The organism is Streptomyces sp. NPDC050528 (assembly GCF_044457795.1).
Lineage (GTDB): Bacteria > Actinomycetota > Actinomycetes > Streptomycetales > Streptomycetaceae > Streptomyces.
In genome coordinates this window covers 220995-233063 of sequence record NZ_JBITHH010000001.1, presented here as the reverse complement: position 1 = coordinate 233063, position 12069 = coordinate 220995, and the positions used below count along the sequence as shown (strand labels likewise).

The following is a 12069-nucleotide window of genomic DNA, read 5'->3' as shown; positions in this document are numbered from 1 at the left end:
ATGCCGCTGGATCTTTCGCCGAGCGTGCCGCAGAACAGGCCGCTGCTCAGCCTTGAGGGCGCGACCGTACGGTTCGGCGGGCGCCCGGTGCTGGACGCCGTCGACCTCGGGGTCGTCGAGCACGAGATCGTGTGTGTCCTCGGCCCCAGCGGCAGCGGCAAGTCGACGCTGCTGCGGGCGGTCGCCGGGCTTCAACCCCTGGACTCCGGGCGGGTGTTGCTCGACGACCGGGACCAGTCGGGCGTGCCCGCGCACAAGCGCGGTGTGGGTCTGATGTTCCAGGACCATCAGCTGTTCCCACAGCGGGACGTGGCCGGCAATGTCGCCTTCGGGTTGCGCATGCACGGGGCGTCGAAGAAGCAACAGGACGCCCGGGTGGGCGAGTTGCTGGACCTTGTAGGCCTGCCGGGAGCGGCCCACCGTGCCGTCGCCGGGCTGTCCGGCGGTGAGCAGCAACGGGTGGCGCTGGCACGGGCGTTGGCGCCCCGCCCTCGTCTCCTCATGCTCGACGAACCGCTCGGCCAGCTCGACCGGTCGCTGCGGGAACGGCTGGTCGTCGAACTCCGGGAACTCTTCGGCACGTTGGGCACGACCGTGCTCGCGGTCACGCACGACCAGGGCGAGGCGTTCGCACTGGCCGACCGGGTGGTGGTGATGCGGGACGGCCGAATCGCCCAGTCCGGTACGCCGCTTGAGGTCTGGCAGCACCCCGCCGACGAGTTCGTGGCCCGCTTCCTCGGCTTCGACAACGTGGTCGAGGCCACGGTCGTAGGAGAGGCCGCAGACACCCCCTGGGGCAAGGTCCCGGTCCCCGAGAACGCCCCGCAGGGCACCCACCCGCTCCTCGTACGCCCCGCCGGCGTACGGCTGTTGGCGGCCGACGAGGGCCTGCGCTGCACGGTCGCCGCCCGCACCTTCAAGGGCACCCATGTCGCCGTACAGCTCCAGCCGGAGGGTGCGCCGCGTCTGGAGGCGGCCTGTGCGCTGCGGGAGGCGCCGGAGGTCGGGAGCGCGGTCGGGGTGGAGTTCGACGCGGCCGAGATCGTCGTACTCGGCGGCTAGCGCGCACGGGTGTGCCCGTGCACCGGACATGTGTGTGGCCCGTCCCCACGAACCGGACGGGCCACAACAGCGGGTCGTTCAGCGGCTGTTGATCAGCTGCCGTTGCTCGCACCGCGACGGCGCATGCCGAAGTAGACGGCTCCGCCGCCCACGACGACGAGGGCGCCCGCGATACCGGCGATCATGCCGGTGTTGGAGTTGGCACCGGTCTCGGCGAGGTTCGAGGAACCGGCCGCCGGGGACGGCGCGTTGTCGGTCGTCGTCGCGGGAGCGGTGCTGCTGCTCTCCGTGGCCGACGGGGTCGGGGTGTCGGACTCGGCCGGGGGCGTGGCGGAGTCCGAGGGGGCCGGAGAGGACTCGCTCGGGGTCGGGCTGGGCGACTCCGTCTCGCAGGCCTTGGACGGGGTGGTCAGGTTCGGCGTGATGTCCTTGTCGACCTGGTTGCCCGCCTTGACGTGGATGCGGTACGTGGCGTTCGCTTCCCAGTTCTCGGTGAAGGAGACGGTTTCGCCCTGGGCCGAGCCCTTGACGGTCTGCGCCTCGCCGATCTGCTTGGCGTCGGAACCGTTGTTCTCCAGGAACACCGTGATGGTCGCCTCGGTGGCCGAGGCGTCCTTGTCGGTGACGGTGATGACACCGTTGGCTCCGTCACACGTGGCTGTGGCGGAGAACTCGCTGATGTTGCAAGCGAGCGCGTTGCCCGCGAATCCGAGCGCGAGCGCGGCCGAAGCGGACGCGACACCGAGGATGCGTACGGAACGTCGAGATATGGACACGTTTGCCCTTCACGGGATGTGCAACTGCGGGGGGTTTAGGGGGAGATGGAGCGGCAATGAGGTGAGGCACCACTGCCCCCAGGCGTCTCACTGGTCTATAAGTGCTGCGTAAGCAGTGTCAATGCATATGCGGTGTACAGCAGTTGCCTTTACCCGCACTTTAATCAGTAAGGCGTTTCAGCGCCTCCGGAGCCTCCTCGATCCGGTCAACGAGGGCGATACGGGCCTCCATTGGCCGTTCCCGGGCAAGTGCACGCAGCAGCGGCCAGGTCGGCAGCCGCTCCGTCCAGTGCTCCCGGTTCACGAGCACCATCGGCGTGGGCTCGCCGCGCGACTCGTAGTAGTTCGGCGTCGCGTTGTCGAAGATCTCCTGTACGGTGCCGGCCGCGCCCGGCAGAAACACCACGCCCGCGTTCGAGCGGGCCAACAACCCGTCCTCGCGGGTGGCGTTGGCGAAGTACTTGGCGATGTGCGACGCGAACGCGTTCGGCGGCTCATGGCCGTAGAACCACGTCGGGATGCCGATCGAGTGGTTGCCCTTCGGCCAGCGGGTGCGGACCTCGAAGGCGCCCTGGGCCCAATTCGTGATCGAGGGGCTGAACGACGGTGATCCGGCGAGGAGTTGGCACGCCTCCTCCAGCATGTCGTCCTCGTACGGCGCCGCGTACGCGCCCAGGTTCGCCGCCTCCATCGCACCGGGGCCGCCGCCGGTCGCCACCGTGAAGCCGGCGCGGCTCAGCTCGCGGCCCAGGCGCGCGGCACCGCCGTAGGCCTCCGTGCCGCGGGCCATCGCGTGGCCGCCCATGACGCCCACCACCCGTGCGCCGCGCAGGAGTTCGTCGAGGGCGTCGGAGATGGAGTCGTCGTGGACGGCGCGCAGCATCGACGCGTATATGTCGCCGTCGGCCTTGGTCCGCTGGAACCAGGTGTACGCGAGCGCGTCCGGCGTCTGCTCGTAGCCCTTGTCGAGCGAGGTGAACAGCTCGTCCGGCGTGTAGAGATGGCCGCGGTAGGGGTTGAACGGGAGATGCGGGATGGGCGGGAAGACCAGGGCGCCGTCGGCGCGGACCTTCGCGGCCGCCTCGTCGCGCATCGGGCAGCCGAGGAAGACGGCGCCCGAGGTGTCCGTGGTGAGCAACTCCCGCGTACGGTCCGTCAGATCGACGCCCTGGACGCGGTGTCCGGCGAGGGTGCCGCGGGACGAGACGGTCGCGTCGAAGTCCTCGACCGTCTCGATCTCGCGTTCGTCGTGGTGGGCCGCATGGGCCGGGCTCGTCTGCACGCGCCCATGCTAGGCACCCGACCGCTCAGCCCTGGACGGCCGCCGGGTCCATCCACACGATTTCCCAGGAGTGGTTGTCGAGGTCCTCGAAGGAGCGGCCGTACATGAAACCCTGGTCCTGGACGTCGTCGTTGGCGGTGCCGCCCGCCGCGACCGCCTTGTTGATCAGCTCGTCGACCTTCTCGCGGCTCTCGGCGCTCAGACACAGCAGCACCTCGCTGGTCTTGGCCGAGTCGGCGATCTCCTTCTTGGTGAAGTCGCTGTAGCGCTTCTTCTCCAGGAGCATCGCGATGATCGTCTCGCTGATCACGACACAGGTGGTGTCGTCGGTGCTGAACTGGGGGTTGATCGAGAAACCCAGCTCGGTGAAGAACTTCTTCGACGCGGTGGCGTCGTTCACGGCCAGGTTCACGAAGATCATCTGCTGGTACATGTCGGGGCCTCTCCCATCGGGCGTGCGTGCTGTTCGGTGGGTAGACCGGCACTCCGCGAAAAACTCATCGGTGGGCGAGCGGAAGCGCCGCGAGTTCGGCGATCACGACGGTCAGCGGCACGAACAGCGCGAGCAGCGCACCCGCGCGCAGAGCTGCCGCGCTGCGCAGCACGGTGGCCGGGGCGCCGAGCCGTACCAGCGCGGCCGTGGTGTCGGCGCGGGCCTGCCGGGCCTCGACGGCGGCGGTGAGCAGGGTCGCCACCGTGCAGCCGGCCACCAGCAGCGTGCCGAGGGTGGTCAGCGGGCCGACGGCCGCGTCCGTGTCGTAGAGCGCGGTCATCGCGTACGCGCCCGACGCCACCGCGCAGACCACGCCCAGCGGGCGGCCGATGCGGGTCGCCTCCTCCATGAGGACCCGGCCCGCGAGGAGCCGGAGGGCGCCCGGGCGCACGGCCTGGAGGAGCCGTCCACACAGATGGGTGAGGCCGGGGCCCGCCAGGGCGAGACCGACCGCGGTCAGCACCCAGCCGGCCAGCACGCCCGCGGGGCCGCCCGCGTGACCGCCGGGCATCGACAGCCCGTCGGTGTCCGCCGTCCGGTTCGCGTACGCCTCTACGGCGAGACCGGCGGCGAGGACGGCCACGCCCCAGGGGAGGCCCTTGGGGACCTCGCGCGGGGCCGGGGGGCGGGTGGGGTCGAGGTCGACGGGGCCCGTGACGGTGGCGGTCGGTTCGGCGTCGGCCGCGGGCTCGGCGTGCGGTGCCGGTTCGGGCGCCGGGGTGGACGAGTCGTCAACTGCCGCCGTACGGCTGCCTGTTCGCAGGTGGGCGCCGAATCTGCCGTACGCGCCGAAGGTCTCGCGGGTGCCCGACTTGCCGTAGGCGCCGAAGCGGCCGTAGGACCTCGGGGTGCTCTTTGGTGAGGTGTCCTTCGGGCGGAGGGTGAAGGCCACCGCGACGGAGGCGGTCACGGGGACGATGGCGAGGAGGGTGAGGGCGGCGGGGAGGGGGAGGGGGGTGTCCGAGGCGAGGAACTCCGCTGCCGCTCCGTCGAAGGGCATGCCCGTGAGGTCGCCGCGGAGGTGGAGGAAGAAGAGCAGGGCGAGCATGGAGCCGAGGGTGCAGGCCAACGCGGTCGTCGTTGCCGAGATCGCCATCAGGCGGCCCGGGCCGAGGCCGATCGCGGAGAGGCCGGGGCGGGGTTTCGTCGCCGGGTCGGTGCGGGCGACGGCTACGGCGAAGTACACGGTGGCGGCCAGCGGGGTCGCGCACCAGGCGAGGCGGAGGGCCGCCGCGGCGGCGGAGTCGGGGTGGCTCATCGCGTAGCCGAGGGTGCAGAGGAGGAGGAAGCCCGTGCCCGCCGAGGCCACCGCGACCAGCAGACGGCGCAGTTGAACGGCGGGGTGCGAGCCGCGGGTCAGACGGAGAGCGAGCACGCGGCCCGGCCTTCCGACTCGGCGACCGGGGGGAGGTGAACCGTGTTCACACGGCGTCCGTCGAGCAGCGACACCGTGCGGTCCGCGAGGGCCGCGGTCTCCGCCTCGTGGGTCGCGAGGACGACCGTGATGCCGTGCGAGCGGGCGGCCGTCGTGAGCGTGCGCAGGACCTGGGCGCGGTCCGCGCGGTGCAGCGGGGCCGTCGGTTCGTCGGCGAACAGGACCGTGGGCGCCGGGGCCAGCGCGCGGGCGATCGAGACGCGCTGGCGTTCCGCCTGGCGCAGCTCGTGCGGGCGCTTGCGGGCGTGGTCGCCGATGTCGAGGCGGTCCAGCCACTCCAGGGCGGCGGTCTTGGCGCGCCGACGGCTGGTGCCGCGCAGCATCAGGGGGAGGGCCGCGTTCTCCCAGACGTTCAGCTCCGGGACGAGCACGGGGGCCGGGTCGATCCAGCCGAAGCGGTCGCGGCGCAGCCGTTCCCGGGTGAGCGGGCCCATGGTGTGCACGGGCACGCTGTTGAACCAGACCTCGCCGCGACCCGGGCGCTCCAGGCCGGAGAGACAGCGCAGCAGGGTCGTCTTGCCGCTGCCGCGCGGGCCCGTGACGGCGAGGATCTCGCCCTCGCGGACACCGAGCGAGACGCCGCCGAGCGCGGGCGTGCCGTCGTGGTGCTGGAAGTGCAGGGCACGTGCCCAGAGCACGTCGTTGTCCGGCGGGGCCACCATGCGCGTACACCTCGTTCTGATCCGTTTTCCGTACCGCGTCCCCCTTGCGGGGGAACGAGGACGGGGCCGATCGGTTACCAGGCACGCTAAGGAGGTTGGGGCCGTGACCCCGGACAGCACACGGCCCGGGGTGCACCCTTCTCACTCGTACGGGTGCACCCCGGGCCGTATAAACCGCTGAACTGCCGGAGGCTGGAGCCTCGCCGGAGGCTAGAGCTTCGTCCAGGCCTCGGTCAGCACCTGGCGGACGATGCCCTCGATCTCGTCGAAGGTCGACTGGTCGGAGATCAGCGGCGGCGACAGCTGGATGACCGGGTCACCGCGGTCGTCGGCGCGGCAGTAGAGGCCGTACTCGAAGAGCTTCTTGGAGACGAAGCCGTAGAGCACGCGCTCCGACTCCTCGTCCGTGAAGGTCTCCTTGGTGGCCTTGTCCTTGACGAGCTCGATGCCGTAGAAGAAGCCGTTGCCGCGGACGTCGCCGACGATCGGGAGGTCGTGCAGCTTCTGGAGCGTCTGGAGGAAGTTGGCCTCGTTGTCGAGGACGTGCTGGTTGAGGCCCTCGCGCTCGAAGATGTCGAGGTTGGCGAGGCCGACCGCCGCGGAGACCGGGTGGCCGCCGAAGGTGTAGCCGTGCAGGAAGGTGTTGTCGCCCTTGTAGAACGGCTCGGCCAGGCGGTCGGAGATGATGCACGCGCCGATCGGGGAGTAGCCCGAGGTCATGCCCTTGGCGCAGGTGATCATGTCCGGCACGTAGTCGAACTTGTCGCAGGCGAACATCGTGCCGAGGCGGCCGAACGCGCAGATGACCTCGTCGGAGACCAGGAGTACGTCGTACTGGTCGCAGATCTCGCGGACCCGCTGGAAGTAGCCGGGCGGGGGCGGGAAGCAGCCGCCGGCGTTCTGCACGGGCTCCAGGAAGACCGCGGCGACCGTCTCCGGGCCCTCGAAGAGGATCTGCTGCTCGATCTGGTCGGCGGCCCAGCGGCCGAAGGCCTCCGGGTCGTCGCCGAAGAGCGGGGCGCGGTAGATGTTGGTGTTCGGCACCTTGTGCGCGCCCGGGACGAGCGGCTCGAACGGGGCCTTCAGCGCCGGGAGTCCGGTGATGGACAGGGCGCCCTGCGGGGTGCCGTGGTAAGCGACCGCGCGGGAGATGACCTTGTACTTGGTGGGCTTGCCCTGGAGCTTGAAGTACTGCTTGGCGAGCTTCCAGGCGGTCTCGACGGCCTCGCCGCCGCCGGTGGTGAAGAAGACCTTGTTCAGGTCGCCCGGCGCGTAGTGGGCGAGACGCTCCGCCAGTTCTACGGCCTTCGGGTGGGCGTACGACCAGATGGGGAAGAACGCCAGCTCCTGCGCCTGCTTGGCGGCGGTCTCGGCCAGCTCGGCGCGGCCGTGACCGGCCTGGACCACGAACAGACCCGCGAGACCGTCGAGGTAGCGCTTGCCCTTGTCGTCGTAGATGTAGGTGCCCTCGCCACGGACGATCGTGGGAACGGGCGCGTTCTCGTACGAGGACATGCGGGTGAAGTGCATCCACAGGTGGTCGTACGCGGTGCGGCTGAGGTCCTTGCTCACGGTTATCGGGTTCCCCACATGTAGGTCTGCTTCTTGAGCTTCAGATAAACGAAGCTCTCGGTGGAGCGCACGCCGGGAAGAGCCCGGATGCGTTTGTTGATGACGTCCAGCAGGTGGTCGTCGTCCTCGCAGACGATCTCGGCGAGGAGGTCGTACGAGCCCGCGGTCATCACCACGTACTCCACTTCCGGCATGGCCGTCAGCGCGTCGGCGACGTTCTCCACGTCACCTTCGACGTTCACCCCGACCATCGCCTGTCTGCGGAAGCCCACGGTGAGCGGGTCCGTGACGGCGACGATCTGCATGACGCCCTGGTCGAGCAGCTTCTGGACGCGCTGGCGCACGGCCGCCTCGGACAGGCCGACGGCCTTGCCGATCGCGGCGTACGGCCGGCGGCCGTCCTCCTGGAGCTGCTCGATGATGGCGAGGGAGACGGCGTCCAGGTGAGGAGTGCTGCCGTTCCTGGACTCGCGGGAGTCCCTCTGTTCTGCGCTGCGACTGGCCACGGCTTCACTGTGCACGACGTCTCGACCGTTCCGCAAGGCCGCTTCGATGAAATTCGTTGTTTACGTGGTCGAGACTTGCGGATTTCGTAGCCTTGGCGCGATCGGGGGTGTTGAAAACGTGGGCCGGGCGATTAGGGTGGGTGTCTCAGTGAATGGACACACTCAGAACTCCCAGAACAGTCAGAGCACCCACTCAGAACACCCAGACCTTGGAGGGCCGGCAGTGAGCACCGAGCTGCGTCGTCTGCGCAATTACATCGACGGTGAGTTCCGGGACGCCGCCGACGGACGGACCACCGAGGTGGTCAACCCGGCGACCGGTGAGGCGTACGCGACCGCGCCGCTGTCCGGAGCGGCGGATGTGGACGCCGCGATGGCGGCCGCCGCCGCTGCCTTCCCGGCCTGGCGGGACGAGACCCCGGCCAAGCGGCAGAAGTTCCTGCTGGACATCGCCAGCGCGTTCGAGGAGCGCGCGGAGGAGCTGATCGCGGCCGAGGTGGAGAACACCGGCAAGCCGATCGGGCTCACCCGCTCCGAGGAAATCCCGCCGATGGTCGACCAGATCCGCTTCTTCGCGGGCGCGGCCCGGATGCTCGAAGGCCGCTCGGCCGGCGAGTACATGGAGGGCATGACCTCCATCATCCGCCGCGAGCCGATCGGCGTCTGCGCGCAGGTCGCGCCGTGGAACTACCCGATGATGATGGCGGTGTGGAAGTTCGCGCCCGCGCTGGCCGCCGGCAACACGGTCGTCCTGAAGCCCTCGGACACCACCCCCGCCTCCACCGTCCTGATCGCCGAGATCATCGGCTCGATCGTGCCCAAGGGCGTCTTCAACGTCGTGTGCGGCGACCGGGACACCGGCCGCGCGATGGTCGAGCACCACACGCCGGCGATGGCCTCCATCACCGGTTCGGTGCGGGCCGGTATGTCCGTCGCCGAGTCCGCGGCCAAGGACCTCAAGCGGGTCCACCTGGAGCTGGGCGGCAAGGCCCCCGTCGTGGTCTTCGAGGACACCGACATCGCCAAGGCCGTCGAGGACATCTCGGTGGCGGGCTTCTTCAACGCGGGGCAGGACTGTACGGCGGCGACGCGTGTGCTGGTCCAGGAGTCGATCCACGACGAGTTCGTGGCGGCGCTCGCGAAGGCGGCGGCCGAGACGAAGACGGGTCAGCCGGACGACGAGGACGTGCTGTACGGCCCGCTCAACAACGCCAACCAGCTCAAGCAGGTGACCGGCTTCATCGAGCGGCTGCCGGCGCACGCGAAGGTGGAGTCGGGCGGTCACCGGGTCGGTGAGGTCGGGTACTTCTACGCCCCGACCGTCGTCTCGGGACTGAAGCAGGACGACGAGATCATCCAGAACGAGGTCTTCGGGCCGGTCATCACCGTCCAGTCCTTCACGGACGAGGCCCAGGCCATCGAGTGGGCCAACGGCGTCGACTACGCGCTGGCGTCCTCGGTGTGGACGAAGGACCACGGGCGGGCGATGCGGCTGTCGAAGTCGCTGGACTTCGGGTGCGTGTGGATCAACACGCACATTCCGCTGGTGGCCGAGATGCCGCACGGCGGGTTCAAGAAGTCGGGGTACGGCAAGGATCTGTCGGGCTACGGCTTCGAGGACTACACGCGGATCAAGCACGTGATGACGTCGCTGGACGCGTGAGCGTTCGTAGATCTGTAGGAGCAACTGCGCGGCCCCGGACGGGAGTTGACCGTCCGGGGCCGCGCAGTTTTCGTGTGCTTCCTTGTTCGCCGCGCACGCTCCGTGTGAACGGGCGGTTACTTCACAGGCAACCGATCGACAAGGTGTCGGGTCCGCGGGAAGCCGCTCGACGCAGCGTCCATTGATCGGAGACAGGTCGGCGGGTCATGCTGCGCGGGTGCCCCAGACTCCGAAGTCGTTCCCGCCCTCCCGTCGCTCCCTCCTGCGCGCGCTCGGCGGAACCGCCGCGCTCGGCGCGCTCGCCGGGTGCGGTGTGCCCGCCGCGTATGTGAAGGCGGGGGACCGTGCCGGTGCCGATCTGTCCGCCAAGGACAAGAAGCTGACCTGGGCGAACTGGCCGCTGTACATCGACACCGATGACGACGACCAGACGAAGCGGCCCACGCTGGACGCGTTCGAGAAGAAGACCGGGATCTCCGTCGACTACATCGAGGAGATCAACGACAACGACGAGTTCTTCGGCAAGATCAGCCCGGCGCTCATGAACCACCAGCAGACCGGCCGCGATCTGATCGTCATGAGCGACTGGATGTGCGCGCGGTTCGTCCGCCTCGGCTGGGTCCAGCGGATGGACCGGGCCGCGCAGCCCAACGTGGCGAAGTACCTTGACCCGCAGCTCAGTTCGCCCGCGTTCGACCCGGGGCGCCGGTACACCGTGCCGTGGCAGTCGGGGATCACCGGCATCGCGTACAACCATCGCAAGCTGGGCCGCGAGATCCGCCATGTCTCCGACCTGTGGGCGAGCGACCTGAAGGGCCGGGTCACGCTGCTCTCCGGCCTGGACGAGGCGTTCGCGCTGCTGATGCAGGGCAACGGCGTCGACATCACCAAGTGGACCGCGGCCGACTTCCACAAGGTGTGCGACCAGGTGCGGACCCAGATCAGCCGGAACCAGATCCGCCGCTTCACCGGCAACGACTACACCAAGGACCTGGTCAGCGGCGACGTCCTCGCCTGTCAGGCCTACTCCGGCGACGTGATCCAACTCCAGGCCGACAACCCGGACATCCGCTTCGTCGTCCCCGAGGAGGGCGCCGAACTCTGGGCGGACTCCCTGATGATCCCGGACCTGGCCCGCCACAAGACCAACGCCGAGAAGCTGATCGACTACTACTACGACCCCGAGGTCGCCGCGGAACTCGCCGCCTGGGTCAACTACGTCTGCCCCGTCCCGGCCGCCCAGGACGTCCTCGCGTCCTCCAAGGACAAGGACACCGCGGCGCTCGCCGAGAACCCGCTGATCTTCCCGGACTCGACGATGCGGAAGCATCTTGCGATCGCGCGGGACATCACGTCGACGGAGCGGGTGGAGTTCGCGAAGGAGTGGAACAAGATCGTGGGGTTGTAGGGGCGGTGTCCGCGGCGTGCGCGTCCTGTTCGTTCGCGGCAGCATGGCGTTCCGTCAACTCCCCTGCCCGGATTGAGAGTTGTGGCGCGATGTGCGTGGAGTCGGGAAGGGCTGTCGCATGGTTCCGGGGGTGCGGTCCCGGGAACGGAGAGGGTCGGGGGAACCCACTCGGCGCTCGCCGGCAGGGCGGGCGCCGCTCCATGTGATGGGAGACCGATCAACGATGTTCACTCCGGTGCGGAGAAGAATACGGACGGCCGCGCTCGCCCTCTCGACGATCGCGGCCCTCGCCCTGGGCGCGACCGCCACGGGCGGCGCGGCAGCGGCGCCCGCCGCCGCTCTCGCGAAACAGGGACCGACCTCGGTGGCGTACGTCGAGGTGAACAACAACAGCATGCTGAACGTCGGCAAGTACACCCTCTCCAACGGCGGCGCCAACGTCTTCGACATCGCCGTGATCTTCGCGGCGAACATCAACTACGACGCGAGCACGAAGGCGGGGACCCTGTACTTCAACCCGAACGTGCAGAGCGTCCTCGACAACGCCGCCACGCAGATACGGCCGTTGCAGCAGAAGGGCATCAAGGTCGTCCTCTCGGTGCTCGGCAACCACCAGGGCTCGGGCTTCGCCAACTTCCCGTCCCAGCAGACGGCTTCGACGTTCGCGAAGCAACTGTCGGACACCGTGACCAAGTACGGCCTCGACGGCATCGACTTCGACGACGAGTACGCCGACTACGGCAACAACGGCACCACCCAGCCCAACGCCAGCTCGTTCGTGTACCTCGTGTCGGCACTGCGCGCCAACATGCCCGGCAAGATCATCAGCCTCTACAACATCGGCCCGGCCGCGTCGCGCCTGTCCTACGGCGGCGTCGACGTCACCTCCAAGTTCGACTACGCCTGGAACCCGTACTACGGCAGCTGGCAGGTCCCCGGTATCGCCCTGCCCAAGTCGAAGCTGTCGCCGGCGGCCGTCCAGATCGGCGGCACCTCGCAGAGCACGGCCGCCTCCCTCGCCGCCCGCACGGTCAGCGAGGGATACGGCGTCTTCCTGACGTACAACCTCGACGGCACCGACCGCACCGCCGATGTCTCGGCGTTCACCAAGCAGCTGTACGGCAGTGCCGCCGTCTACACGCCGTAGGCCGACCATGCTCCCCGGCGTCCGGCGCCCCCTCGGGTCTTGCCGCATTCCGTAGGGCCACGC

General features: G+C 69.3%; 11 protein-coding genes. 4 read left to right on the top strand and 7 right to left on the bottom strand.

The window, feature by feature from the left end:
* Nucleotides 1-1062 carry an ABC transporter ATP-binding protein gene (locus ACIBK4_RS01125; protein ID WP_398992892.1) on the top strand — a complete coding sequence of 354 codons (1062 nt, stop codon included), beginning with the start codon at nt 1-3 and terminating at the stop codon, nt 1060-1062.
* Between the two features lie 92 nt (nt 1063-1154).
* Here the strand turns inward: ACIBK4_RS01125 and ACIBK4_RS01120 are convergent, their stop codons facing one another.
* The 7 genes from ACIBK4_RS01120 to ACIBK4_RS01090 form a co-directional block, all read right to left on the bottom strand.
* Complete coding sequence (locus tag ACIBK4_RS01120; RefSeq protein ID WP_398990945.1) at nt 1155-1838, bottom strand: LAETG motif-containing sortase-dependent surface protein; 684 nt, start codon at nt 1836-1838, stop codon at nt 1155-1157.
* Between the two features lie 160 nt (nt 1839-1998).
* Nucleotides 1999-3120, bottom strand: coding sequence for an LOG family protein (locus ACIBK4_RS01115; protein WP_398990943.1), 1122 nt, complete (start codon nt 3118-3120; stop codon nt 1999-2001).
* Nucleotides 3121-3145: 25 nt separating this feature from the next.
* Nucleotides 3146-3553 carry a VOC family protein gene (locus ACIBK4_RS01110; protein WP_398990941.1) on the bottom strand — a complete coding sequence of 136 codons (408 nt, stop codon included), beginning with the start codon at nt 3551-3553 and terminating at the stop codon, nt 3146-3148.
* A gap of 64 nt (nt 3554-3617) precedes the next feature.
* On the bottom strand, nt 3618-4988 hold the full coding sequence (locus tag ACIBK4_RS01105; protein ID WP_398990939.1) for a hypothetical protein: 1371 nt from the start codon (nt 4986-4988) through the stop codon (nt 3618-3620).
* Complete coding sequence (locus tag ACIBK4_RS01100) at nt 4970-5710, bottom strand: ABC transporter ATP-binding protein (protein ID WP_033282632.1); 741 nt, start codon at nt 5708-5710, stop codon at nt 4970-4972. Before ACIBK4_RS01100 ends, ACIBK4_RS01105 begins: the two co-directional genes overlap by 19 nt.
* A 210-nt stretch (nt 5711-5920) precedes the next feature.
* Nucleotides 5921-7300 (bottom strand): aspartate aminotransferase family protein, encoded by a 1380-nt coding sequence (locus ACIBK4_RS01095; protein WP_366434037.1) that lies wholly within the window; start codon nt 7298-7300, stop codon nt 5921-5923.
* Nucleotides 7285-7803: an Lrp/AsnC family transcriptional regulator gene (locus ACIBK4_RS01090; protein WP_033282630.1), complete on the bottom strand. Its 519-nt coding sequence runs from the start codon at nt 7801-7803 to the stop codon at nt 7285-7287. The genes ACIBK4_RS01095 and ACIBK4_RS01090 overlap by 16 nt, the downstream gene beginning before the upstream one ends.
* Before the next feature lie 208 nt (nt 7804-8011).
* Here ACIBK4_RS01090 and ACIBK4_RS01085 point away from each other — a divergent pair, with 208 nt between their 5' ends.
* The 3 genes from ACIBK4_RS01085 to ACIBK4_RS01075 all read left to right on the top strand — a co-directional run bounded on the left by ACIBK4_RS01085 (nt 8012) and on the right by ACIBK4_RS01075 (nt 12006).
* A complete protein-coding gene (locus tag ACIBK4_RS01085) occupies nt 8012-9451 on the top strand; it encodes a gamma-aminobutyraldehyde dehydrogenase (protein WP_366434036.1) in 1440 nt (479 codons plus the stop codon).
* Between the two features lie 217 nt (nt 9452-9668).
* Entirely contained in the window at nt 9669-10859 is a 1191-nt protein-coding gene (locus tag ACIBK4_RS01080) for an extracellular solute-binding protein (protein ID WP_398990935.1), read from the top strand.
* Between the two features lie 223 nt (nt 10860-11082).
* Nucleotides 11083-12006, top strand: coding sequence for an endo-beta-N-acetylglucosaminidase H (locus ACIBK4_RS01075; protein ID WP_398990933.1), 924 nt, complete (start codon nt 11083-11085; stop codon nt 12004-12006).
* The last annotated feature ends 63 nt before the right edge of the window (nt 12007-12069 follow it).

Bases quoted from the DNA above. Each gene is read 5' to 3' on its own strand.
- ACIBK4_RS01075 (WP_398990933.1), top strand. From the start codon at position 11,083: ATGTTCACTCCGGTGCGGAGAAGAATACGGACGGCCGCGCTCGCCCTC.
- ACIBK4_RS01125 (WP_398992892.1), top strand. From the start codon at position 1: ATGCCGCTGGATCTTTCGCCGAGCGTGCCGCAGAACAGGCCGCTGCTC.
- ACIBK4_RS01100 (WP_033282632.1), bottom strand. From the start codon at position 5,710: ATGGTGGCCCCGCCGGACAACGACGTGCTCTGGGCACGTGCCCTGCAC.
- ACIBK4_RS01110 (WP_398990941.1), bottom strand. From the start codon at position 3,553: ATGTACCAGCAGATGATCTTCGTGAACCTGGCCGTGAACGACGCCACC.